Source organism: Salmonella sp. 2020_1459, assembly GCF_043847915.1.
Taxonomy (GTDB): Bacteria; Pseudomonadota; Gammaproteobacteria; order Enterobacterales; family Enterobacteriaceae; genus Salmonella; species Salmonella enterica.
Window position 1 is genome coordinate 288,220 of sequence record NZ_JBCMFA010000001.1, and the last position, 23,542, is coordinate 311,761.

Annotated in this window: 22 protein-coding genes; 8 read left to right on the forward strand and 14 right to left on the reverse strand. The window is 52.2% G+C overall.

Going from position 1 to position 23,542, the window contains the following annotated elements; all coding sequences use genetic code 11:
* Positions 1-22: 22 nt before the first annotated feature.
* Both ACH0VJ_RS01520 and ACH0VJ_RS01525 read left to right on the forward strand, forming a co-directional pair.
* Complete coding sequence (locus ACH0VJ_RS01520) at positions 23-1,141, forward strand: S-(hydroxymethyl)glutathione dehydrogenase/class III alcohol dehydrogenase (protein ID WP_000842135.1); 1,119 nt, start codon at positions 23-25, stop codon at positions 1,139-1,141.
* A gap of 168 nt (positions 1,142-1,309) precedes the next feature.
* Positions 1,310-2,935, forward strand: coding sequence for a methyl-accepting chemotaxis protein (locus ACH0VJ_RS01525; RefSeq protein ID WP_000528480.1), 1,626 nt, complete (start codon positions 1,310-1,312; stop codon positions 2,933-2,935).
* Between the two features lie 60 nt (positions 2,936-2,995).
* Here the strand turns inward: ACH0VJ_RS01525 and ACH0VJ_RS01530 are convergent, their stop codons facing one another.
* Positions 2,996-3,919: a LysR substrate-binding domain-containing protein gene (locus tag ACH0VJ_RS01530; protein WP_000414251.1), complete on the reverse strand. Its 924-nt coding sequence runs from the start codon at positions 3,917-3,919 to the stop codon at positions 2,996-2,998.
* A gap of 292 nt (positions 3,920-4,211) precedes the next feature.
* Here ACH0VJ_RS01530 and ACH0VJ_RS01535 point away from each other — a divergent pair, with 292 nt between their 5' ends.
* The 4 genes from ACH0VJ_RS01535 (at position 4,212) to ACH0VJ_RS01550 (ending at position 9,758) form a co-directional block, all read left to right on the forward strand.
* Entirely contained in the window at positions 4,212-5,555 is a 1,344-nt protein-coding gene (locus ACH0VJ_RS01535; protein WP_023196265.1) for a VOC family protein, read from the forward strand.
* A gap of 48 nt (positions 5,556-5,603) precedes the next feature.
* Positions 5,604-7,112, forward strand: a complete 1,509-nt coding sequence (locus ACH0VJ_RS01540) for a carboxylesterase/lipase family protein (RefSeq protein WP_000933978.1) — start codon at positions 5,604-5,606, stop codon at positions 7,110-7,112.
* A 219-nt stretch (positions 7,113-7,331) separates the two neighbouring features.
* Entirely contained in the window at positions 7,332-8,987 is a 1,656-nt protein-coding gene (locus tag ACH0VJ_RS01545) for a glucan biosynthesis protein D (protein WP_001081938.1), read from the forward strand.
* Between the two features lie 195 nt (positions 8,988-9,182).
* Positions 9,183-9,758: a YceI family protein gene (locus tag ACH0VJ_RS01550; protein ID WP_001024319.1), complete on the forward strand. Its 576-nt coding sequence runs from the start codon at positions 9,183-9,185 to the stop codon at positions 9,756-9,758.
* Positions 9,759-9,935: 177 nt separating this feature from the next.
* On the opposite strand, the gene ACH0VJ_RS01555 is transcribed toward ACH0VJ_RS01550, so the two are convergent.
* From ACH0VJ_RS01555 to ACH0VJ_RS01570, 4 genes are all read right to left on the reverse strand, one after another.
* Complete coding sequence (locus tag ACH0VJ_RS01555) at positions 9,936-10,655, reverse strand: FadR/GntR family transcriptional regulator (RefSeq protein WP_000023779.1); 720 nt, start codon at positions 10,653-10,655, stop codon at positions 9,936-9,938.
* Positions 10,656-10,745: 90 nt separating this feature from the next.
* Positions 10,746-11,837: an L-idonate 5-dehydrogenase gene (gene idnD / locus ACH0VJ_RS01560; protein ID WP_001131633.1), complete on the reverse strand. Its 1,092-nt coding sequence runs from the start codon at positions 11,835-11,837 to the stop codon at positions 10,746-10,748.
* On the reverse strand, positions 11,806-13,167 hold the full coding sequence (locus ACH0VJ_RS01565) for an MFS transporter (RefSeq protein WP_000648131.1): 1,362 nt from the start codon (positions 13,165-13,167) through the stop codon (positions 11,806-11,808). The genes idnD and ACH0VJ_RS01565 overlap by 32 nt, the downstream gene beginning before the upstream one ends.
* A gap of 83 nt (positions 13,168-13,250) precedes the next feature.
* Positions 13,251-14,018 (reverse strand): SDR family oxidoreductase, encoded by a 768-nt coding sequence (locus ACH0VJ_RS01570; protein ID WP_000125687.1) that lies wholly within the window; start codon positions 14,016-14,018, stop codon positions 13,251-13,253.
* Between the two features lie 338 nt (positions 14,019-14,356).
* Between ACH0VJ_RS01570 and ACH0VJ_RS01575 the strand changes: the two genes are divergently transcribed.
* Positions 14,357-15,610, forward strand: a complete 1,254-nt coding sequence (locus ACH0VJ_RS01575) for a D-galactonate dehydratase (protein ID WP_000067285.1) — start codon at positions 14,357-14,359, stop codon at positions 15,608-15,610.
* A 140-nt stretch (positions 15,611-15,750) separates the two neighbouring features.
* Here the strand turns inward: ACH0VJ_RS01575 and aac(6') are convergent, their stop codons facing one another.
* The 8 genes from aac(6') to ACH0VJ_RS01615 form a co-directional block, all read right to left on the reverse strand.
* On the reverse strand, positions 15,751-16,188 hold the full coding sequence (gene aac(6'), locus ACH0VJ_RS01580; RefSeq protein WP_000354851.1) for a cryptic aminoglycoside N-acetyltransferase AAC(6')-Iy/Iaa: 438 nt from the start codon (positions 16,186-16,188) through the stop codon (positions 15,751-15,753).
* Complete coding sequence (locus ACH0VJ_RS01585) at positions 16,188-16,979, reverse strand: DeoR/GlpR family DNA-binding transcription regulator (protein ID WP_001670738.1); 792 nt, start codon at positions 16,977-16,979, stop codon at positions 16,188-16,190. Before ACH0VJ_RS01585 ends, aac(6') begins: the two co-directional genes overlap by 1 nt.
* A 15-nt stretch (positions 16,980-16,994) precedes the next feature.
* On the reverse strand, positions 16,995-17,627 hold the full coding sequence (locus ACH0VJ_RS01590) for a ribulose-phosphate 3 epimerase family protein (RefSeq protein ID WP_000600602.1): 633 nt from the start codon (positions 17,625-17,627) through the stop codon (positions 16,995-16,997).
* 11 nt (positions 17,628-17,638) lie between these two features.
* Complete coding sequence (sgcA, locus tag ACH0VJ_RS01595; protein ID WP_000606454.1) at positions 17,639-18,076, reverse strand: SgcA family PTS sugar transporter subunit IIA; 438 nt, start codon at positions 18,074-18,076, stop codon at positions 17,639-17,641.
* Between the two features lie 131 nt (positions 18,077-18,207).
* Positions 18,208-19,014, reverse strand: coding sequence for a BtpA family protein SgcQ (gene sgcQ, locus ACH0VJ_RS01600; RefSeq protein ID WP_000118619.1), 807 nt, complete (start codon positions 19,012-19,014; stop codon positions 18,208-18,210).
* 13 nt (positions 19,015-19,027) lie between these two features.
* Positions 19,028-20,341, reverse strand: a complete 1,314-nt coding sequence (gene sgcC / locus ACH0VJ_RS01605) for a PTS sugar transporter subunit IIC SgcC (protein WP_000460836.1) — start codon at positions 20,339-20,341, stop codon at positions 19,028-19,030.
* 10 nt (positions 20,342-20,351) lie between these two features.
* Entirely contained in the window at positions 20,352-20,633 is a 282-nt protein-coding gene (sgcB, locus tag ACH0VJ_RS01610; protein ID WP_000976132.1) for a PTS sugar transporter subunit IIB SgcB, read from the reverse strand.
* Positions 20,630-21,748, reverse strand: coding sequence for a M42 family metallopeptidase (locus ACH0VJ_RS01615; RefSeq protein WP_000144623.1), 1,119 nt, complete (start codon positions 21,746-21,748; stop codon positions 20,630-20,632). The genes sgcB and ACH0VJ_RS01615 overlap by 4 nt, the downstream gene beginning before the upstream one ends.
* Positions 21,749-21,964: 216 nt before the next feature.
* Between ACH0VJ_RS01615 and rimL the strand changes: the two genes are divergently transcribed.
* Positions 21,965-22,504 (forward strand): 50S ribosomal protein L7/L12-serine acetyltransferase, encoded by a 540-nt coding sequence (gene rimL / locus ACH0VJ_RS01620; protein WP_000229299.1) that lies wholly within the window; start codon positions 21,965-21,967, stop codon positions 22,502-22,504.
* Here rimL and ydcK read toward each other — a convergent pair.
* Positions 22,501-23,481 carry a YdcK family protein gene (ydcK, locus tag ACH0VJ_RS01625; RefSeq protein ID WP_000170574.1) on the reverse strand — a complete coding sequence of 327 codons (981 nt, stop codon included), beginning with the start codon at positions 23,479-23,481 and terminating at the stop codon, positions 22,501-22,503. The two genes, rimL and ydcK, sit on opposite strands and share 4 nt — an antisense overlap.
* Positions 23,482-23,542 lie beyond the last annotated feature (61 nt).

Here is a 23,542-nt window from a genome sequence, read left to right on the forward strand (position 1 = left end):
TCACCGTAACAGGAAGAGATATATGAAATCACGTGCAGCAGTTGCTTTTGGTCCCGGTCAGCCGCTAAAAATTGTCGAGATTGACGTTGCGCCGCCGAAAAAAGGCGAAGTTCTGGTCAAAATCACCCATACCGGCGTTTGCCATACCGATGCTTTTACCCTTTCCGGCGATGATCCGGAAGGCGTATTCCCGGCAGTACTGGGTCACGAAGGCGGCGGCGTGGTAGTTGAGGTCGGCGAGGGGGTCGCCAGCCTGAAACCCGGCGACCATGTTATTCCACTGTATACGGCGGAATGCGGCGAGTGTAAGTTCTGTAAGTCCGGTAAAACTAACCTTTGTCAGGCCGTACGCGCCACTCAGGGAAAAGGGCTGATGCCGGATGGCACTACACGCTTTTCTTATAACGGCGAACCCGTTTATCACTATATGGGAACCAGCACGTTCAGCGAATATACCGTTTGCGCGGAAATTTCTCTGGCGAAAGTGAACCCGCAGGCACCGCTGGATAAAGTGTGTCTGTTGGGCTGCGGCGTGACGACGGGTATTGGCGCCGTCCATAACACCGCTAAAGTGAAAGCGGGCGACACCGTTGCCGTTTTTGGTTTAGGCGGTATTGGGCTGGCGGTTATTCAGGGCGCGGTTCAGGCTAAAGCCGGGCGTATTTTAGCTGTCGACACGAATCCGGAAAAATTTACGCTGGCGGGCGAAATGGGGGCCACGGACTTTATTAATCCGAATGATTACGACAAACCGATCCAGGACGTTATTGTTGAGCTTACTGATGGCGGCGTAGATTTCAGTTTTGAATGTATCGGCAACGTTAACGTGATGCGAGCAGCGCTGGAATGTTGTCATAAAGGTTGGGGCGAAAGCATTATTATTGGCGTAGCGGGAGCAGGGCAGGAAATCAAAACCCGTCCCTTCCAGCTAGTGACCGGTCGCGTCTGGCGTGGCTCCGCCTTTGGCGGCGTGAAAGGGCGCACGCAGCTGCCAGGGATGGTCGAAGATGCGATGAACGGTAAAATCCGTTTAGATCCTTTTATTACTCACCGCCTGCCGCTGGAGCAGATTAACGATGCCTTTGAACTGATGCATCAGGGTAAATCCATCCGTACTGTTATCCATTTTGGCGATAACTGATTCATCCGCCAGCGGATTTTCCGCTGGCGCTTTTCTGAATTTTCTGGAATGAATGTTGTGAAAATGTGACGAAGGCGATGCTTTTCGCGATAAGCAAACGTCACGAAGTGCCGATGACTATCTAACGGGCGTGTTTTACGCATAAAACTTACAAGAGAGTCGACGGTCATGGGCAACACATTCTCGATGCAAGCCTCGCATAAACTGGGCTTCCTGCATCATATTCGGCTGGTTCCGCTGTTTTCCTCCATTCTCGGTGGCATCCTTCTTCTTTTTGCTTTGAGCGCCGGGCTGGCAGGCTATTTTCTGTTACAGGCCGATCGCGATCAGCGTGATGTCACGGACGAGATTCAGGTACGGATGGGATTATCCAACAGCGCTAACCACTTACGTACCGCACGTATCAATATGATCCACGCTGGCGCGGCGAGCCGGATTGCTGAAATGGATGAAATGAAAGCCAATATTGCCGCTGCGGAAACGCGGATCAAGCAGTCTCAGGACGGCTTTAACGCTTATATGTCCAGAGCGGTGAAAACACCCGCCGATGACGCGTTAGATAACGAGTTAAACGCCCGCTACACCGCCTATATCAACGGCCTGCAACCGATGCTGAAATTTGCCAAAAATGGCATGTTCGAAGCGATCATTAATCATGAAAACGAGCAGGCAAAACAACTGGATGCCGCATATAACCATGTCCTGTTGAAAGCGATTGAACTGCGCACCGAGCGGGCAAGACTACTTAGCGAGCAGGCTTACCAACGTACCCGGCTCGGTATGATGTTTATGATTGGCGCATTTACGTTGGCGCTGGTATTGACGTTAATGACCTTCATGGTGCTGCGTCGCACGGTGATACAACCCTTGCAGCAGTCTGCGTCACGTATCGAACGCATTGCGGCCGGCGATCTGACCATGGCTGACGAGCCCACAGGACGCAGTGAAATTGGTCGCCTGAGTCATCATCTTCAGCAGATGCAGCATGCGTTGCAACAAACGGTAGGGGCGGTGCGTCAGGGGGCGGAGGAAATTTATCGAGGCACCAGCGAAATTACTGCTGGTAATACGGATTTATCTTCTCGTACTGAACAGCAGGCTGCCGCCATTGAACAAACTGCGGCCAGTATGGAACAGTTGACGGCAACCGTTAAACAGAATGCGGATAATGCGCATCACGCCAGCAAACTAGCGGAAGATGCTTCCGGTAAAGCCAGTCGCGGAGGCCAGATGGTTTCCGGGGTCGTACAAACGATGGGGAATATTTCCACCAGCTCGAAAAAAATCTCGGAAATTACCGCCGTCATTAACAGTATCGCTTTCCAGACCAACATCCTGGCGCTAAACGCGGCGGTCGAGGCGGCACGCGCCGGGGAACAAGGACGCGGTTTTGCGGTGGTCGCCAGTGAGGTTCGTACCCTCGCCAGTCGCAGCGCGCAGGCGGCAAAAGAGATTGAAGGCTTGATCGGCGCATCGGTCAGCCTGATTGAACAAGGATCTGAAGAGGTTATCGCTGCGGGGAGCACCATGAATGAGATTGTGGATGCCGTCAAACGCGTCACCGATATTATGCTCGATATCGCGGCAGCCTCTGATGAGCAAAGTCGCGGTATTGTTCAGGTCAGTCAGGCGATTTCTGAGATGGACAAGGTTACGCAACAAAACGCGTCGCTGGTCGAAGAGGCGTCCGCGGCGGCGGCTTCGCTTGAAGAACAGGCCGCCCGCTTGACGCAAGCCGTTGATGCGTTTCATTTACAGGATACTGGCGCGACGATGCGATCATCCTTCCTTTAGTAAGCGTCGCGCCAGCGGGCTATTTTAGCCGCGGGCGCGTTTATTCTCCGACAGCCGCTATCACAGCGGCATCGATTTACGGATCGCCGCAATCAGCATTTGCGCCCCGGTTGAGAGCGGGATATCAACTCGCGTAAGAATACCTATCGGCTCGCCCGCGCTCTGGGTCGGCACGGGTAATGAGACCAGCGTCGCCTGGCGAAGATCTTCTTTAACCGCGCCAGAGGGGACGAACCAGACGTAATCGTAATCTACGGTCAGTTGTCGTGATAACGATGCGGATAGCGTTTCGATACATCCGGCAGGCATTTTACACCCCTGGCTTTGCAACAGGGCTTCCGCATTCTGGCGCGGTACCGTGCCTTTTGGCGAGACGACTACCGGCCACTCCATAACCCGACTGAGCGTGATCGTCTCCTGTAACAGGGGATGGCCGGGGCGTACCACTAATTTAAGCGATTCTAAAAACAGCAGTTCGTAATTTAAACCGCCCATTAATTCCGGGTCCGACATACGGCCAATACCCAGATCGATCTCGCCTGATTTCAGACCTGCAAGCAACATCGTATTGTTCATGGTCGCGACCTGTAACGAGGTCGATTTTTGCTGTTGATGGAACCGCCCAATAGCCGCCGGGAGTATACCCAGCGCAGCGGTGGGGAGCGCGCCAATACGTACCACATCGGCGCTGGCGTCCTCTTTGCGATTCAGCGCCTGCCCGGCGGTATTTAATGCATCTAATACTTTTACCGCATGAGTCAAAAATTGTTCGCCAGGAACCGTTAATTGCGCGCCCAGTCGCCCGCGTTCAAACAGCCGGGTTCCGGTGAGTTGTTCCAGTTCGTTCAGCGTTTTAGAAAGCGCTGGCTGGCTCAGGTTAAGGGTTTCAGCCGCGCGCCCCAGAGTTCCCTGTTGCGCAACGGCGACAAATGTATGAAGGTGGCGCAACCGAATGCGCTGACTAAACAGACCATTTTTTTCCATAAGCGATGTTAAAAACAGAGCCGTGCGGGTGACAAGTAAAGTTGTTTGTTTTTGATAACCTGATAGCAAAATATTATTAACATTTTACCATTTCAAGTTACAACTATTTTATTTTACTGATGATTCAACTGCCGTTAAGCGTGTTAAGCCGCGATGTGGTCGGGGATATGCCAGCTCATGTCAATCCGTTCTGCATAATGAATTCAGACCGGATCACACTTTATAAATTCTTCTCCCCGGAATGGATGAGGTTTTCTACACTCCAGGTAACATTCACTGGAGGCATGACATTATGGCGAACACCATCACGGCAGATGAGATTCGGGAACACTTTTCGCAGGCAATGTCGGCAATGTACCAGCAGGAAGTTCCGCAGTACGGTACGTTACTGGAACTTGTGGCTGACGTGAATCTGGCGGTGCTGGAAAATAATCCCAAACTGCATGAGCAGTTGGCTAATGCCGATGAACTGGCGCGATTGAACGTGGAACGACATGGCGCCATTCGTGTTGGCACCGCAGAAGAACTTTCTACCTTGCGTCGGATATTCGCCATCATGGGGATGTACCCAGTAAGTTATTACGATCTCTCTCAGGCGGGCGTGCCTGTGCACTCCACGGCATTTCGTCCCATTGACGAGGCTTCGCTCTCGCGTAATCCCTTTCGCATGTTCACTTCGCTATTACGCCTGGAGCTCATTGAAAACGCGGCATTACGCCAGCGGGCGGCGGAAATCTTATCGCAGCGGGATATTTTTACATCGCGCTGCCGACAATTGCTGGATGAGTACGACGAGCAGGGCGGTTTTAGTGCTGCTCAGGCCGAAGAGTTCGTCCGTGAAACGCTGGAGACTTTTCGCTGGCATCGTCAGGCTACCGTTGATGAAGAAACGTACCGCAGCCTGCATCGTGAGCATCGTTTAATTGCCGACGTGGTCTGTTTTCCGGGATGTCACATTAACCATCTGACGCCGCGTACTCTGGATATCGACCGGGTACAGGCCATGATGCCGGAGTGCGGCATTACGCCTAAAATTCTTATCGAAGGTCCGCCTCGCCGCGAAGTGCCTATTCTGTTGCGGCAAACCAGTTTCAAAGCCCTGGAAGAGCAGGTGCTCTTCGTTGATGAAAAGCAGGGTACGCACACGGCGCGCTTCGGCGAAATTGAGCAACGTGGCGTCGCGCTGACGCCAAAAGGTCGTCGATTATATGACGAACTGTTGCACAAGGCGGGAACGGGTAAGGATAACTTCACGCATCAACTCCATTTGCGGGAGGTCTTTAACGCCTTTCCGGATAGCGAATTTCTGCTTCGCCAGCAGGGGCTTGCCTGGTTCCGCTATCGCTTAACGCCTTCCGGCGAGGCGCATCGTCAGGCGATCCATCCTGGCGACGATCCGCAGCCGCTTATTGAGCGCGGTTGGGTAATCGCGCAGCCGATTATCTATGAAGATTTTCTTCCGGTCAGCGCAGCCGGCATTTTTCAGTCGAATTTGGGAAATGAAATGCTGGCCAGAAGCCACGGCAATGCCAGCCGCGACGCCTTTGAACAGGCGCTGGGATGTGCAGTACGGGATGAATTTTCGTTATATCAGGAAGCGGAAGAACGCAGTAAACGCCGTTGCGGTCTGCTTTAAAAGCGGTAAGCTTCACAGGCTGTGAGGATACTGTAAAAGGAAGGCGTTATGTTGAATCCCTCCATCCCGCTGGTGGCGACGCGTCACGGTAAAATCGTGGGCGTCGTACAGGAAGAAATCCATATCTGGCGCGGTATACCTTATGCCGCGCCGCCAACAGGGGAGCTACGCTGGCGTGCGCCGCAGCCTGTTACGCCCTGGCAGGATGTGCGCCAGGCGGATTGTTTCTCCTGCGCCAGTTGGCAGGATATTACCTGGTGTCGTGAACTCGGCGGCGGTGATCCGGGAAATTTTTCCGAAGACTGTCTCTATCTGAACGTCTGGGCTCCCGCCGTACGTCATGAACCGTTGCCGGTCATGGTCTGGCTACACGGCGGCGGTTACACTATTGGCGCGGGAAGTTTGCCGCCCTATGACGGTCAAGCGCTGGCGAAGCGCGGCGCGATCGTGGTGACGGTCAATTATCGGCTTGGCCATCTGGGCTTTTTCGCGCATCCGGCGCTGGAAGGCGAAGAGGCGGAGTGTATTCATAATTTCGCTTTACTCGATCAAATCGCTGCGCTGCGTTGGGTGCAGGACAATATTGCCGCATTTGGCGGCGATACGCAGAATGTGACGTTATTTGGCGAATCCGCCGGCGCCCGCAGCGTGCTGTCGTTGATGGCTTCGCCGTTGGCGAAGGGGCTTTTTCATAAAGCGATTATTCAGAGTGGTTATACGCTGCCGGATACGCCCCGCGAGGTGGCGCTAAAAAAAGGCGTTGCGCTGGCGGAACATCTTGGCTTAGCCCATGCCACTGCCGAGCAGCTACGCGCTTTACCGGCAGAGACGTTTTGGCCGTTGGACGCGCCTTTTAAAATTGCGCCGACGCCGATTTCCGGCGACGTCGTGCTGCCGCATCCGATGCTGGAAACCTTCTTTGCGGCGAAACAGCATCCGATACCGGTGATGATCGGCTCGAATAGCGATGAAGCCAGCGTATTGGCAGTTTTTGGCGTCGATATTGCCGGTCAAATTCAAAAAATGCGCCGTGAGCGGCGTGTTGGCCTGGGGTTAATCCGGCTGCTTTATCCTGGAGTGAAAGGCGACGAAGCGCTAGGGCGGCAGGTCTGTCGGGATATGGTATTTACCACGTTGGGTTATGTCGTCATGCAAGCGCAGCAGCGGATCGGCGAACCGTGCTGGCGTTACTGGTTTGATTATGTCGCCGAAGCGGAGCATAACACCTACGCGAATGGTGCCTGTCATGGCAATGAAATACCGTATGTATTCGATACGTTAACGCGGGCTGAGCCCACATGCCATTATGTGAATGAGAATGACCTGGCCTTTGCCTCGCAGGTGGCGGATTACTGGGTGAATTTCGCTCGTCATGCCAGCCGCACGCGCGACGTGCTGCACGGCCCGGTTCGCTGGCCCGCCAGCATTCGGGGGCGAGATCGTCTGTTGCGGATTGGACTGAACAAACTTGCCGGTTTTAAAGTGGAAAACCGCTTTATGCGTGCGCGTCTGGCGCTGTTTAAACGAGTCATGAAACATCACGTTAGTCTGGAATAAACTTTTCATAACCTGAAGAATGCTGCGTGAGGTTTACATCCGATTAGGTCGGTTCTTATCGACATAAAATATTTACGCTTTTGCACAGTTTCCAGGCGACCAACAATTGGATTATTAATGAATTTTGTCTAGAGTGAGCGGTCAGAAACGGGCACATTCTTGCTGCTGAAAAAACCAGCGCGGGACCATTCACAAGACCAGAAGGACTCATTTTCAGGTATGAATCGTAGACGATTTATTAAAGGTTCAATGGCAATGGCCGCCGTGTGCGGTTCCAGCGGTATTGCTTCCCTCTTTTCTCAGGCGGCGTTTGCCGCGGAATCCGATATTGCGGATGGTAAAATTGTCCGTTTTGATTTTGCTGGTCTGCAATCAATGGCCCTGGCGTTAGCGAAAAAGCCCTGGGGCGGCGCGCCGGGACCCTTGCCGGATACGCTCGCCAATCTGACGCCGCAGGCCTATAACAGCATTCAGTATGACGCGGCGCATTCACTCTGGAACGGTGTTGCCAACCGGCAGCTCGATATTCAGTTTTTCCACGTAGGGATGGGCTTTCGTCGTCGCGTACGCATGTTTTCCGTTGATACGACGACGCATCTTGCTCGCGAGATTCATTTTCGCCCGGAACTGTTTAAATACAACGATGCCGGCGTCGATACGACGCAACTGGAAGGGCAGAGCGATCTCGGTTTCGCCGGTTTCCGTGTCTTTAAAGCGCCGGAACTGGCGCGGCGCGATGTCGTCTCCTTCCTGGGCGCCAGTTATTTCCGGGCGGTAGATGATACTTATCAGTATGGCCTGTCGGCTCGCGGGCTGGCGATAGATACCTATACTGACGGTCAGGAAGAGTTCCCTGACTTCACCGCATTCTGGTTTGACACCGCGAAGCCGGGCGATACTACGTTTACCGTTTACGCTCTGCTGGACAGCGCCAGCGTGACGGGCGCGTATAAGTTTGTGATCCATTGCGAAAAAACGCAGGTGATCATGGATGTAGAAAACCATCTCTACGCCCGTAAAGATATTAAGCAACTTGGCATTGCGCCGATGACCAGTATGTTTAGCTGTGGGAATAATGAACGCCGGGTATGCGACACCATTCATCCACAAATTCACGATTCCGATCGGCTGGCGATGTGGCGGGGTAACGGCGAGTGGATTTGCCGCCCGCTGAATAATCCGCAGAAATTGCAGTTCAATGCATATATGGACGATAACCCAAAAGGGTTCGGCCTGCTGCAACTCGATCGCGATTTCTCGCATTATCAGGATGTGATGGGCTGGTACAACAAACGTCCGAGCCTGTGGGTGGAGCCGCGCAGTAAGTGGGGGAAAGGCGCGGTTAGCCTGATGGAGATCCCAACCACTGGTGAAACTCTGGATAATGTGGTCTGTTTCTGGCAGCCGGAAAAAGCGATCAAAGCCGGGGATACGCTGGTGTTCAATTATCGTTTGTACTGGAGCGCGCAGCCGCCGGTACAATCGCCGCTTGCGCGGGTCATGGCGACCCGTACAGGGATGGGCGGCTTTCCCGAAGGTTGGGCGCCGGGCGAACATTACCCGGATAAATGGGCGCGCCGTTTTGCTATTGATTTTGTCGGCGGCGATCTGAAAGCGGCCGCGCCAAAAGGCATTGAACCGGTAATTACGCTCTCCAGCGGTGAGGCGAAGCAGATTGAGATCCTCTACGTTGAGCCTTTCGACGGTTATCGTATCCAGTTTGACTGGTATCCGACCTCGGATTCTACGGCACCGGTGGATATGCGTATGTTCCTGCGCTGCCAGGGGGAGGCTATCAGCGAAACCTGGCTGTATCAGTATTTCCCGCCCGCGCCGGATAAGCGCCGTTATGTCGACGATCGTATCATGCGTTAGTCAGTTTGCCTTCTGTACCGCCACAAAGGCGGTACAGGTTGCGGAAATTGCCCTGGCATAAACCCATTCGTGAGCCGCTGTTTTTGTAACACGGCCTTTTCATCGTTCTATTTTTGCAACAGTCCTTCCTGTTTATCCCTCTCGATCCTGCGGACAGGGAACATTAAGATAGCTTCACCTTATTTAAGATATAAAGTGAATATAATGAAAAAGAGTTTTCTTGGTGCTGTCCTGTCTCTGGGTTTATTAAGTGCTGCTCATGCAGATGTATATAAATTTGATAATACGCATACCAATGCGGTATTTAATATCGATCATTTCCAGACCTCAACCAATCATGGCGGGTTTTATGCTATTAGCGGCGAACTGAAATATCAGCCGGAAAAGCAAGTCGCAGAGATGCGCGTGACGATTCCCGTAAGCGCCTTAAATACCGGGGTGGATGCGTTTGATAACCATATCCGCAGTAGCGATATTCTGGATGCGGAAAAATATCCAGAAATAGTATTTAAATCGACAAAATGGCATTTTGAAGATAATAAACCGGTTTCTATTGACGGTTTGTTAACAATGAAGGGGGTAACTAAGCCCGTCACCTTAACCACCACCAAGTTTGGCTGTTATATGAGCCCGATATTCAAGGCGCAGGTTTGCGGCGGTGATTTTGTCACGCAAATAGATCGCACCCAGTGGGGGGTAGATTATCTGGTCGATATGGGGATGACGAAAGTTGTCGATATAAAAATCCAGGCAGAAGCGGTTAAGCAATAAAGGGAATGATGATGAAAATTATTGTATGTTAAGGGGGATTGGCTATTTGAAGCTTCGCTGATTTCAGGCCGCACTGCCACGATTTTAAAGTGGGACTATGTCACTAAATAGTTGATGGCAACTATTTCGGATTCAGATATGTTAAATTGTTCTACTACTTGAGCTTGTAACCAACGGTTATTTTGTCCCTGATGTCTCTGTAGATTTGATTTTTTCGATCGCAATAATATTGCCTGACATCGCTTCATTGAGCACTTCGACGGCCGTGCTGGCATCGCGATTCTTTATCGACATGTAGACCTTGATATGGGCTTCCACACTTTCAAGGGTAATACCCAGCGCACGGTTAAGCTCTTCAAGATAGTAGTAATAGATGTCTTTAATCGAGCTCATCACGTTGTAGAACACGCTGTTGTGCGATGCCCTGACAATCGCCAGATGGAACTCGTAGTCCGCTTCCGAGTATTTTTTATAATCACCTTTGTGGATCAGCATGTTGTTCAATGCTTCCTCGAGCTGGCGAATGTCATCATCGGTGGCGTGTGTGACGGCGAGCTCCACGCATTTGAACTCCACGGTCTGACGAAAAATCATCATATCGTGAAACTCTTCGCGGCTAAGGTGCATGATTGGGCGGGGATCGTTACTCAACATCTGCGGGGTGAAGTTTTCGCTCACGTAGCTGCCGCTGCCCTGACGCGTCACCACAATCCCCAGGTCACGAAAACGCTGTACTGCGCTGCGAACGCTGACCCGGCTGACGTTAAATGAGGCGGTCAGTTCCGCTTCTGAGGGCAAACGGCTACCCGGCGCCCAACTGCCGTCCAGCAGTTTGCTGCTTATCTGATCATAAATTTCATTTACAACATTCTGTTTTTGAATGGATTTTATGCTCAAGATGGGTATCCGTTAAGATGTCGCCGAAGTGCTTTATTATATAACAATTCTCTTTTAAGAACAAAGCGCCCGGCCGGGCGCTTTACACTGTTAATCGAAACGAATGAGTACCTTAGCAGAGACATTTTTGTCTGTGGCGGTAATCAGCGCGTCTTCAATTTGCTGGGGCGGGAACTCGGCGCTGATAAGCGGGTGAGGATCGACACGCCCATCTTCCAGCCAGCGTACCGCGGTGATGAACTCACCGATAAAACGGAATGAGCCGACCCAGTTGAGTTCTTTAACCAGCATCGTTGACACCGGCCAGCTTACCGGGCTGGCGCCCATCCCCACCTGAACGATAGTGCCGGCAGGGCGGGTGAAGTCGACGCTGGATGCCACGGCAATCGGCGCGCCGGAGGCCTCAAACACGACATCAAAGTAGCCTTTATGCTGCTGATAATGGGCAACCTGTTCTTCATCGCGCGGATCCATCACCGCTGTGGCCCCCATCTGGCGTGCCAGTTCCAGACAGCGTGGGCTGAGATCGGATGCCACCAGTTCAGATGCTCCGGCACTGCGTGCCGCCGCGAGGATCAGACAACCAATGGGGCCTGCGCCAATCACCAGTACGCGTTTGCCGGTCAACTGGCCCGCCTTTTTTACTGCATGAATGGCGACCGCTAGCGGTTCCGAAAAGGCCATTACGTTTGCGGGCACGCGCCTGTCATAAGGAATGCATTGCTCCGGTTTTACCACCACGTATTCAGAAAAACCGCCATTCACATGCGGATTGAACTGCGCGCTGCCCATAAAGCGCATGGAGCCGCACAGATTTTGATGGCCGGAAAGGCACATCTCACACTGATTGCAGGGGCTGGACGGGTTCACCGCAACCGTCTGGCCCACTTCCAGGTCGCTGCCTGCTGGCACTTTGCTGATCACGCCAACAAACTCATGGCCAATCACCATCGGATGCTTGAGGACAGACATCCCCGCGCGGCCATGCTGATAGTAGTGAATATCAGAGCCACAGATGCCGCCGCAGGCGACCTTCACGACGACGTCATGTTCACTGTGCTCGATTTCACGTGATTCAAAGCGTACGTCTTTTTCCGCATGGGCCAGACAAGCGTTACAGGTTATTTTTTCCATTTTGATAATGACCTCATTATTTGTTGGCAGTTGCCGGGTTAATGGCATTCTTATCCACAGTGTCGGCATTCTTTTTTTCAGGCAGGATCACTTCAATTTTGCCCACCAGGAATATGTAGGCTAATAAGCCCAGTCCGGCGACGCCTGCGATATACCACATGGCATACTGGAAGTTTTGCGTGCGCTGGAGAATAACCCCAATAACAATTGGGCTAACGATCCCCGAAAGGTTGCCGCAAATATTTAAAAAGCCACCCATAGTGCCAAGAAAATTACGGGGAATTACATCGCTCCAGACCACCCAGCCCAGGTTTGAAAAGGCGTTGGCAAAGAACGCAACAGACAGAATGACAATCGCAATAACCGGCTGGTTTTCAAAGAAATTGACCAGGCCAATAATCATGGTGACGCACAGGCCAGTCATAACGGGTAATTTTCTTGCCAGCGTTCGGGATTTTCCTTTTTTCAGCAGCATGTCGCTTAGCGTACCGCCACAGAGCACCCCAAGCATCGCCATAATATAGGGCAGCATGGCGCCTATCCCGGCTTTGGAAATAGAGAGATGCAGTCCTTTTTCCAGGTAAACAATAAACCAGGTCAGGAAAAAATAGAGCGTAGACGAGCAGGCAAACTGGGTGATGAACAAACCCCAAATCGTTTTTTTGCTGAGGAAGAATTTAATATTTTGCCAGCTGATTTTTGCACTCACGGAGGATTGGTTCTCCGAGCCATAGCCGCCGCCTGCTTTGATATAATCCAGTTCGGCCTGGTTCACAGCAGTGCTGTGCTGTGGATCGCGGTAATACATAAGCCAGTAGATGCCAAACAGAATACCGGCGCCACCGGACAGATAAAACGACATTTCCCAACCGTAGTTAGCCACAATAAAGGCGAGGGCAGGCGTCAGCAGCGCGAGACCGATATATTGTGCACTGGAATAAATCGCGGTCGCACGGGCACGTTCATGGTCCGGGAACCAGGTGGCGATTATTTTTGTGTTAGACGGGAAGGATGGCGCTTCGGCAACACCAATTAATGCGCGGCAGGCCAGAAGCATTGCAAATGAAGCGGTTGCCGTCGCGAATAAATGGTGTGAGGCGAACCCCATCATAAAGGTAAAAATACTCCACAGAATAATCGCACCACCATAAAGAATACGTGAGCCAATGCGATCAAGAACATAGCCGACAGGAATTTGACTGGCAGCGTAGGCCCAGGTAAACATGGAGAAAAGCAAACCCAGTTGTGTTGGCGTCAGACTGAAATCATTCTGGATATTCGAACCAGCAACGGCAAGATTGGCGCGATCCATATAATTAATTGCAGTCACAATAAACAGCAATGTGAGAATAAAGAGTCGTTGTCTTGAAGCCTTCATAATAATACCTGTGTTATATCGGCATGCATCGGGGTAAACACATGCCATCAATTTTAAAGGCGAGTAGGTAGAGTGCGGGCGACTTATAAAACTGCGAGCCAGCCACCATCGACGTAAATAATCTGCCCGTTGATATAATCTGATGCTCTGGATGATAAGAAGATGGCGGTGCCGATGAGCTCTTCCGGACGACCCCAACGTTGAGAAGGGGTGCTGCTTTTCACCCAGCTATCGAACTGCTTGTCTTCAATAAGCGCGGTGTTCATGTCGGTCAGAATGTAGCCAGGTCCAATGGCGTTGGTCTGGATATTAAACTGCGCCCATTCAGCAGCCATCGAGCAGGTGAGCATTTTGATGCCGCCTTTTGCTGCCGTGTACGGGGCAACAGTCGGGCGGGCCGCCTGGCTGGTAAGCGAGCCGATATTAATAATTTTGCCGCCGCTGTTGCGGGCGATCATCCGTTTTGCCGCCGAGCGGGAGACTAAAAATGCGCTGGTCAGGTTAGTGTCGATCACCTTCTGCCAGTTTTCCAGCTCCAGCTCGACCATTGGTTTGCGGTACTGAATACCGGCGTTATTGATCAGGATATCAACATGAATCCCTTCTGCATCAAGTTTGCTAAAAGCTGCCTCAATCGCCAGTTCATCGGTGACGTCAAAAGCCACGCCATGCGCGTCGTAGCCTTTTCTGGTCAGCGTATCCACTGATTCGGCCAACAGCGTGGCGCGAATATCATTCAGGATAACCCGTGCACCCGCAGCGGCAAGACCCTCTGCGTAGGCAAAGCCCAGTCCTCGTGCAGAACCCGTTACCAGCGCCGTTTTCCCAGTTAAATCAAATAAAGCGGTCATGTTGTTTCCTCACTTGTTTAATTTGTATGACGACTATCCTTTTTTTAGGTTGGATTTTCGCCCTGATAAAATCAACAGTTCACCCATGAATTTGCAACAAGGATCACAAACAGCTCCACATTCCGACCGCGTAATTAATATTAATTAATTGAATTATATGTATATATTTGGTTTAAATTTAACGCAGTTTGATCGCTGTCACAGAATGGCACTCGCAGCGATCCGCTGTAAAAGAAGCGTGATATAACAGTGTAAAGTTGTAGGACAACTTACGTATATCTGTTGTATCATCCACAACGGTATGACATGCGGTAAATTCGCTGAGTTAAGGAGTGAAAGTGAGTAACCTGAAAATTACCAACGTGAAAACGATTCTGACGGCGCCGGGCGGCATTGATTTGGCAGTCGTTAAGATAGAAACCAACGAGCCAGGGCTGTATGGGCTGGGATGTGCGACATTTACCCAGCGTATCTTCGCGGTAAAAAGCGCGATCGATGAGTACATGGCGCCTTTTCTGGTTGGCAAAGATCCGACCCGTATTGAGGACATCTGGCAGTCAGGCGTGGTGAGCGGCTACTGGCGCAATGGCCCGATCATGAACAATGCATTGTCCGGCGTGGACATGGCACTGTGGGATATCAAAGGTAAGCTAGCGGGGATGCCAGTTTATGATCTGCTGGGCGGCAAATGTCGTGATGGGATCCCACTGTACTGCCACACCGATGGTGGTGATGAAGTTGAAGTGGAAGATAACATCCGAGCCAGAATGGAAGAGGGTTACCAGTACGTTCGCTGCCAGATGGGAATGTATGGCGGTGCGGGGACCGATGACCTTAAACTGATCGCCACGCAGCTGGCACGTGCGAAGAACATTCAGCCGAAACGTTCACCGCGCAGCAAAACGCCCGGCATCTACTTTGACCCGGACGCCTACGCCAAAAGCGTTCCGCGTCTGTTCGACCACCTGCGTAACAAGCTCGGTTTTGGCATCGAATTTATTCATGATGTACATGAGCGCGTGACCCCGGTGACTGCCATTAATCTGGCCAAAACGCTTGAACAGTATCAACTATTTTATCTTGAGGATCCGGTGGCACCGGAAAACATCGACTGGCTGAAAATGCTGCGCCAGCAGTCTTCCACTCCGATATCCATGGGTGAGCTGTTTGTGAATGTGAATGAGTGGAAGCCGCTCATCGACAACAGGCTCATCGACTACATTCGCTGCCACGTGAGTACCATCGGCGGCATTACGCCGGCGAAGAAACTTGCTGTCTACAGCGAACTGAACGGTGTGCGCACCGCATGGCACGGGCCGGGCGACATTTCTCCAGTCGGGGTTTGCGCCAATATGCATTTGGATTTGAGTTCACCGAACTTTGGCATTCAGGAATACACGCCAATGAACGACGCGCTGCGTGATGTTTTCCCGGGCTGCCCTGAGATTGACCACGGTTATGCCTATCTGAACGATAAGCCGGGTCTGGGTATTGACATTGATGAAGCCAAAGCGGCGAAATATCCGTGCGAGGGGGGAATCCCATCCTGGACAATGGCGCGCACACCAGACGGTACAGCCTCAAGACCGTAAGCAATGAAGGCCCGGCTTGCATCTGCCGGGTCGTATTTCCGCCGTCCTGATGGACTCCGTTTTAGAAACAGGAATTATTGTATACTGAGGCTGCTTTTTAATCAGTGACTACTTCTCTATAAAGAGCCTGAATTTTTCCCTCAACAACGCTTTCGGTAGAAAATGACGCGCTCTGTTTCCTCAAATCCTAACGCCTGGTGAACTTTCTGGGAAATTGTATTTTCCGGCGTGGTATCAGAGGCCATTTCCCGACACCCTTTATTCGTTCCCCATCGTTGCACCGCTGCAATCAATTGTTTCGCTACGCCGCGTTGACGGAATGAGGGGAGAACAAAAATACCTTCAAGGAAAGCCACGGGCGAACTGTCACAGCCATTGACATAATCGTGGCGGATTGAGGCATCCGCAAAGCCAATCGCCACCCCGTCTGCCATCGCAATAAATGATGCCAGATGATCGGCTTGCAGAATTTCTTCGCCGTCCGCCAGATGGGCGTCGTCCGGGTGACCAGGCCAGAGCTGTTTTCGCAATCCGCGCCAGTGCTCCAGATGGGTTTTGTTCATTTGCCTGATGTCCATTAACGCGCTCCTGATGAGGGGTCTGACATGATGAGACGGCATCCCGCTTGCTGATAACGTCGGGCGATAGCAGACGGGAGCGCACTGTCGCTAAGAATGGTAGTAATACAGGACAGCGTCGCCACCGCATGGGGTTCTACAGTATCAAACTTTGAGTGATCGGCCATCAATATGACCTCGCGTGAGCGCTGAATAATGCGCGTTTTAACGCCCACTTCAAACATGGTAGCGTTGGTGATGCCCGTTTCAATCGACAGCGCATCGCAGGAGATAAAGGCGCGTTCAACGGCAAAGGCGTTAATCATCTCCAGCGCCAGACTCTCGCCCACCGAAAAGTAACCGGGGCGGATCAGTCCGCCGATAATGTAGCTCTCTACGTGTGGGAAGCCACCCAGTTCATTAGCGATTTTGATGTCATTGCAAATGACTTTTACTTTGGCGTCAACCAGACATTTTGCCAGTTCCAGACAGGTGGAGCCGGAGTCGAGAAAAAAGCAGTCTCCATCTTTGATGAACGTGCGGGCGAGGGCGGCGATTTCGCGTTTCGCCTCACTTTGTAACGTTCGCTTAACGTCGAAAACATATTCTTTATCTTCCGTACTGTCGTCGAAGTCAATACAACCATGGCCGCGAACCATACCGGGATAACGGCTGGCGATATAGTGAAAATCCCGGCGCACGGTTGCCTCTGCATAGCCAAAAAGTTCAATAGCTTGTTGTGTTGAGAGGTGCCTGTGTTGCCAAAGGTAATGCAACATCTGTTTGATACGGTCGGGGCGCTGTTGGCTCATCAGCATATGACTCCTTTATAGCGCGGTGAATTGTGACAACGTCACATCATAGTTCGCCGTCGTGAACAACGCCCGGCCAATCACCAGATGCTGTGCGCCTGCGGCGGCAAGCAGCCGTGCGGCGCGAAGTGTAATACCGCCGTCCGCCCAGCATTCCGCAGCAGGGAAATGCTCTCTGCTCTGACTCACTTTTTCACACATCGCGGCGATAAATTGCTGCCCGCGCCCGTCGGGTTCGCTGGTCATGATCATCAGCGCATCCAGTTGCAATGCCAGATAACGATAAGGCAATAGCGGCGTTGCCGGGTTAAGCGCCAGTCCTGCTTTCGCCCCGATAGCGCGAATATCCGCCAGAATCTCCGAGGGGTTTTGCACGCTTTCGGCATGAATGAAAATCCAGCCGGGGCGGATAGCTGCAAGCCAGGGTAGCCAGCGTTGCGGTGATGAGACCATCAGGTGAAATGAGAGCGGATGGCGAGTGTGTTGTGCGACTGCCTGAATGGTTTTCATACCGAAGGTAATATTGTTGATGAAACTGGTATCTTCGATATCCAGATGCAGCGAGCCGAGAGGCGCATCGTGTAAAGCGGTCAACGCCTCGGCATAGCGCAGCGGATCGGCGGAGGCCAGTGAAGGGTGCAGGATCATCGGAACCTCCATCAGCGCAATGCGGTTAATTGCGCGAAAAGCGCGGCGTCATTTGGCGCATCTTGCAGCATCGCGACGCTTTCCGGCGAGTCGAGCCACTGGCTGATGCGTTGAATGGTGCGAATATGTGCTTCGGCATCCGTGGCGCTGGCGCAAAGCAACAGCCAGATGGGATCGCAATCCGCATTGCCGAAAGCGACCGGCGTTGCTAACGTAGTGACGCTGATTTGATTATGGTTAGCGCCTTGCTCCGGTCTGGCATGGGGCAGCGCAATCCCCGGCGCGATAAGATAATATGGCCCCCATTTAAGGGTGTTCTCAATAATACCGTCCAGGTAGCAGGGGGCCGCCGCGCCGAAGGTAATCAGCGGACGAACGGCGATATCCAGCGCGTGTCGCCAGTCGCTGGCATGGCGTTGCGCCTGAACCCACTTAACATCATTAATCATCGATCGTTGACTCCTTGCCGGTTCGGGTTACTCTGAAACCGATCCCCGGCGTGTCTTTTGGCGAAGGCGACGGAGATCGGCAGAAGAGTTATCGCTCTCTGCAGGGGATAAGCGTTTTGCTTATCCCCATTTTATTGTCGGATATGGCGTACTTTCTCCATAAACTTCGCCACGCGCGCCTGGTCAACAAAGTTGGCGAAGACGCCGTCTTTTTTAAACGTGGTTGCCGTTACGCATCCGTCGGCAATGCAGAGCTGCTCCTCGACGTTTTCCAGACACACCCCGGTATTCGCCAGCACGACCGTGTCGGGGACGGTCTCTTTTACCCGCTTCAGTATGGCGCTATCCGTGCGAGCGCCCGCCGTCAGCCCTGAGACGCACAGAGCATCGGGGTTATTATTAAATACGGTCGATTTCGCAATTGAACAGACATCGCGGTTTCCCAGATACACCGCCGCTTCCGGCACGATGTTAAACAACGTTTTCACGTGGCCTGCGCCGATGCGATGCTGATGGCGAATGGTTTCGCCGACATTCGTATCCCAGACGCCAAAATCGCTGGCGTAAGCGCCGGTGAAAATTTCGCGGATAAATTTTGCGTCGGTCGCCATCGCCAAATCAAACGAGGCCACAGGGTCCCACAACACGTTTACCCCAAACGGTACGCGGATTTCACTCATTAACTGACCGATGATTCTTGCCATCGCGGTGGTCGTTTCCGGTCTGACTTTCGTTAAATAAGGCAGACTAAATTCGTTGGAGAACATCACCGCATCCACGCCGCCATTTTGTAGCGCCATTAAATCGTCATGGGCGCGGTCAATTACCCAGTTCATGCCTTTCCTGGTATCGAACCCGGGATCGCCCGGCAACGCCCGTAAATGGCACATGGCGATAACGGCTTTTTCTGTTCCTATTACCTCTTTTAGCCAACTCATTCTGGGTTGCTCCTTATTCCGGTAGTTCACGTTTACGTAAGACAAGTATGATGCTGGCGACAATGCCGACCACAATAACCACGCCAATCATGCCCAGCGACATCAATTCAGATATTGACCAGCCAAACATATTTCCCACCGACAGCGCGGTAATTTGCGCGTTTTCAGTGGCGAAACTAAAGCCGCCTTTGAGCGCCATGTCGGTAAAGTACGGTGCGAACTGGGTGGCGATCAGCAAAACGGTAATCATGACAATGATGCCGCTGAGCAGAGTACGAATCAGATCGCCGCGATGAATAACCGTGGCCATGCAGATAAAAAATGGCGCGACCGGTAAATCAGCCAGCGGCAGGACTTTATTGCCCGGCAGTATGCTCGCCAGAATTAACATGATGGGAATTAACAGCAGCCCAACCGCGATGGTGGTCGGGTGGCCTAACGTCACTGCGGTATCCAGACCGATAAAGACTTCGCGCCCTTTAAAGTGTTTCTGGAAGAACTTACGCGCGCCGTCGGAAATGGGCATTAACCCCTCAACGATAAGGCGAATCATGCGCGGAAACAGCACCATAATCGCCGCCACGGTAATCATTAAGGTTGCGCACCCTTTAAAGCCTTCGCCTGCGGCAAGTCCGAAGATCAGACCGAGAACAACGCCAATGATCACCGGGTCGCCGACCATCCCATACCGTTTTTGGATCTCCTGAGCGTCAATATTGCGTCCTTTCATAAACGGTATTTTTTCGTATATCGCATCCAGCAATACGAACAACGGCACGGAACTGGAGCCATACCCTTGCGGAATAGAAATCCCTTCCAGACCCACAATGTTCTGTACTCGTTTCGCCGTCCAGTCGGCCATTTTCAACGACAAGGCGGCGTGACAAATCGCGCCCAGTACGCCATAAATCAGACTGCCGGTCATCAACTGGACGACCGTTCCGGTAATGGCGTAGTGCCAGTAGTTATAAATATCAACGTTCATGGTTTTGGTCAGACGAGTCACCAACATACCGACGTTGAGCAGAAAGATAACGGGAATGATCATAGCGCCGATGGCCGTCGCATAGCCGACGCCGGACGCGGGCCCGGCGCCGACGTCAAACACATGCAGCGTCAGGCCAAAACGCTCAATCATCACTTTAATCGGCGGACTGAGACTGTCGATCGCCATGACGATCACCAACCCCATGCCGACAAAACCGATGCCGACCGTCACCCCGGCTTTCACCGCCTGCAGCCAGGGAATACGAAAGATTAAGCCGATGATAATCATAATGATGGGCACAAAGACGGTGCCGCCGAGAGACAGGATGTAATCAAACATAATGCCCCCTTTATTGTGTTAACAGCGCCTTGATTTCTTGTTTTAATGCGTCGTCGTTGATGCCTGTCAGCAGGGCGGCGCCGTTGAGCGTCGGGATGCCATAGTCACTGTGCGTACGCATGGACGTTACGATGAGATCCATACCGTTACAGTTCAACGGGATCTCATTCAGACAACATTGCGCCGTGGTTGCCGCAATGCCTTGCTCCGCAAGAAAGTCCTGCAGTTTTTGTGCAATCATGGTTGATGTCGACATGCCGGTACCACATGCCACAAGGATCTTTTTCATCATGGTCGTGCCTCTTGTGTAGCGCCTGTTTCAGGCTCAATGGGAAACTGTTCTGGCGACATATTGGCCAGCGCAGTCAGTAAACGGATACAATCAGCCAGGTCGCGCAGGCTGGCGACTTCGGCTGGCGAGTGGGTATAGCGGCAGGGAATAGAAAGACTGGCGCAGGGAATACCGTCCAGTTCAACCTGAATGTAGCCGGTTTCGGTGATGACGCCTGGCGCGACTTCTCGCTGTACGGGAATATTATTTTCGTGCGCGGTGGTCTCCAGCATCCGCAGCAAACGCGGCGGCGTAATCAGTCCCGCCAACGTACCGCGTCCGTGATAGTTCAGACAGGTGATGCCGACGCCGTGGTTGACCCGCACATCTGAGTAATCCTGCAGGTCAGGCGTGTCGCAGGATGGGGTGATATCAATACCAATCGCCAGGTCGGGGCGCACGCGTCGTAAAACGGGAATAATACCGCGAATATTGAACTCTTCCTGTACCGACGCGACCAGGAATACCGCGATATCAAGCGGTGTGGAGGCGAGGGCCTCGGCGACGCCCAGTAGCGCCGTACACCCCAGCCTGTCATCCAGCGCCTTACTGCATACCAGGTCGTTGCCCAGACAGTGCGGCGGGTTGTAAAGGGTTACTGGCGTCCCCACCTGAATACCCATTCGTTCGGCATCCGCTTTATCTTTTGCGCCGATATCAATCCAGAGTTTATCGAGCGCGGGTGGCTGGGTGCGCTCGTCACCCTTCGCGAAGTGATATGCTTTAATACCGATACAGCCCATGATATCGCCTGAACGTCCGGCAAGCGTCACAATCGAACCGGGCATAGTAATTTGCGCCGGGCCGCCCACGCGTTCAAAACGTAAAAAACCGGAGGGTTCGATCTTGCGTACCATAAAACCCACTTCATCCATATGCGCAAAAATCATCAGGCGAAGCGCGTCGGATTTATCGCTGCCATAACGGGCGACGACATTGCCCAGGCGATCCCGCCAGACGTCTTTGGCCTGCTGTTCAAACGCGTGCTGCATAACGTTTGCAATACTGCTTTCATGTCCTGAAATCCCGTTTAGCCGCAGTAAAGAAAAAAGCGTTTCCTGCACAGAAAAGGTCATTGGCGTCTCCGTGGTGATAAAACAATCAGTCGTTGAGCGTTTTATAGGCGGAGAATGGTTGGATAAGTGTGAAATGTGTCACGCGGAAATACGCTAAATAGGGCCAATAAAAAATAATGTGATGGCGATACAATAAAAACGCTCATATCACCTGCGGGTTATCGGTAAACCAGGCTATTTATGTGATCACGACCAACAACGAAGAAGGGCAACGCGATGGTGGAAATTATTCCTGTTAGCACGACGCTGGAACTGCAAGCGGCAGATGAAAGTCATGTTCCGGCGCTGCACCAACTGGTACTCAAAAACAAAACGTGGCTACAACAGTCGCTCGACTGGCCGCAATATGTCACGTCGCAGGAGGAAACGCGTAAGCATGTGCAGGGTAATATACTGTTGCACCAGCGTGGTTACGCCAAAATGTACCTGATTTTCTGCCAGAATGAGATGGCGGGCGTACTCTCATTTAATGCCATCGAACCGGTAAACAAAGCCGCCTATATCGGTTACTGGCTGGATGAGTCCCTCCAGGGACAAGGGATAATGTCGCAATCATTACAGGCGCTGATGACACATTATGCCCGGCGCGGCGATATTCGGCGCTTCGTCATTAAATGCCGCGTTGATAATCAAGCCAGTAATGCGGTCGCACGGCGCAACCATTTTACGCTGGAAGGCTGTATGAAACAGGCCGAGTATCTTAACGGCGACTATCACGACGTTAATATGTATGCCCGCATTATTGATGCGGATTAAAGGGAACCGACTAAGGGGGTACGCGTAATACGATCCTCGCCATTGATCACTTTTGGGCCGCGCAGGTGAATAGTATTGCCGTCAAACGCTATCACCGCCGCCCGTCCGCTAATCTCGACCTGGTGCTCAATCAGAATTTCGCCCTGTATACAGGCATGGCCTTCAATCAGCACGCGGTCGTCCAGTAAAATCGGGCCTCCGCGTACCTCAGCATGTCCGCCTACCAGCACATGATGTTTTAACACACAGTTGCCTTCGATTAACGCATGTTCCGCTACCTGCGAGCTGTAGCGAAGGGTAGGGATCGCATCTTCCTCTGTACCGGCGATAACCCGCGCATGGCCATAGACTTTGGCGCAGTCACAGATCCAGACATTATTGTCTTTGTTGCCTTCGATGAGCGCGAAATCAAAGACCTCCGCCCGGTGCTCAATAAAAGCGTGTGTGATAGTGGCGTCGCCATAAAGCTGTACCTGATGGACAATCCGCGAATGGTTCACAGTGGCGCGATCGTAAATTTGTAAAATCTGCGCATGTTCATGCGTTAGTCCCTGAATGGCGAGAATTTCTGACTGGTTTAACACGCGGGCATCGCCATAAATCGCACACTCTCCGCGCACGGAAGAGGACTGAATGGTGACGTTGTCACTTATCCGCGCGCCATCGCTTATATCAGCGCGATCAATCCAGACGTTATCGCCTATTCGCACGTTATTGTAGAGCGTGCATGGCTGCGTGATACGCGCGTTACCCGTAATTTCCGTGCCCGCAAAGGCCATCGTGTTTTCATCATAAATCCAGCAATCCCCCTGTTGTGACAGCACATTATCGGCATCAACCCAGCCGCCGGAGGTTCCGGCTTTAACATCGTTAAAATCCGTTACGGCAATAACTTGTCGTAATAAGACGCTTTTCTTCTCACCGTCTACCTGATAAGTAAAAGCACAAGGTTCTTCACTCAGTCGATATTTGGTCATAGGGAAATTCCGTGTGAACGATTAAGATAACCGTAGCAAAGGTACTGGCGAAACAACCAGA

What these genes read in the sequence shown, in the direction of transcription:
- ACH0VJ_RS01590 (WP_000600602.1), bottom strand. Translation starts at nt 17,627, where the DNA reads ATGATCCTGCACCCTTCACTGGCCTCCGCCGATCCGCTGCGCTATGCC.
- rimL (WP_000229299.1), top strand. Translation starts at nt 21,965, where the DNA reads ATGGTGGAAATTATTCCTGTTAGCACGACGCTGGAACTGCAAGCGGCA.
- ydcK (WP_000170574.1), bottom strand. Translation starts at nt 23,481, where the DNA reads ATGACCAAATATCGACTGAGTGAAGAACCTTGTGCTTTTACTTATCAG.
- ACH0VJ_RS01530 (WP_000414251.1), bottom strand. Translation starts at nt 3,919, where the DNA reads ATGGAAAAAAATGGTCTGTTTAGTCAGCGCATTCGGTTGCGCCACCTT.
- sgcC (WP_000460836.1), bottom strand. Translation starts at nt 20,341, where the DNA reads ATGTTTGATTACATCCTGTCTCTCGGCGGCACCGTCTTTGTGCCCATC.
- sgcA (WP_000606454.1), bottom strand. Translation starts at nt 18,076, where the DNA reads ATGATTAATGATGTTAAGTGGGTTCAGGCGCAACGCCATGCCAGCGAC.
- ACH0VJ_RS01570 (WP_000125687.1), bottom strand. Translation starts at nt 14,018, where the DNA reads ATGACCGCTTTATTTGATTTAACTGGGAAAACGGCGCTGGTAACGGGT.
- ACH0VJ_RS01545 (WP_001081938.1), top strand. Translation starts at nt 7,332, where the DNA reads ATGAATCGTAGACGATTTATTAAAGGTTCAATGGCAATGGCCGCCGTG.
- sgcB (WP_000976132.1), bottom strand. Translation starts at nt 20,633, where the DNA reads ATGATGAAAAAGATCCTTGTGGCATGTGGTACCGGCATGTCGACATCA.
- ACH0VJ_RS01535 (WP_023196265.1), top strand. Translation starts at nt 4,212, where the DNA reads ATGGCGAACACCATCACGGCAGATGAGATTCGGGAACACTTTTCGCAG.
- ACH0VJ_RS01565 (WP_000648131.1), bottom strand. Translation starts at nt 13,167, where the DNA reads ATGAAGGCTTCAAGACAACGACTCTTTATTCTCACATTGCTGTTTATT.
- idnD (WP_001131633.1), bottom strand. Translation starts at nt 11,837, where the DNA reads ATGCCATTAACCCGGCAACTGCCAACAAATAATGAGGTCATTATCAAA.
- ACH0VJ_RS01525 (WP_000528480.1), top strand. Translation starts at nt 1,310, where the DNA reads ATGGGCAACACATTCTCGATGCAAGCCTCGCATAAACTGGGCTTCCTG.
- ACH0VJ_RS01520 (WP_000842135.1), top strand. Translation starts at nt 23, where the DNA reads ATGAAATCACGTGCAGCAGTTGCTTTTGGTCCCGGTCAGCCGCTAAAA.
- sgcQ (WP_000118619.1), bottom strand. Translation starts at nt 19,014, where the DNA reads ATGAGTTGGCTAAAAGAGGTAATAGGAACAGAAAAAGCCGTTATCGCC.
- ACH0VJ_RS01585 (WP_001670738.1), bottom strand. Translation starts at nt 16,979, where the DNA reads ATGAGCCAACAGCGCCCCGACCGTATCAAACAGATGTTGCATTACCTT.
- ACH0VJ_RS01615 (WP_000144623.1), bottom strand. Translation starts at nt 21,748, where the DNA reads ATGACCTTTTCTGTGCAGGAAACGCTTTTTTCTTTACTGCGGCTAAAC.
- ACH0VJ_RS01540 (WP_000933978.1), top strand. Translation starts at nt 5,604, where the DNA reads ATGTTGAATCCCTCCATCCCGCTGGTGGCGACGCGTCACGGTAAAATC.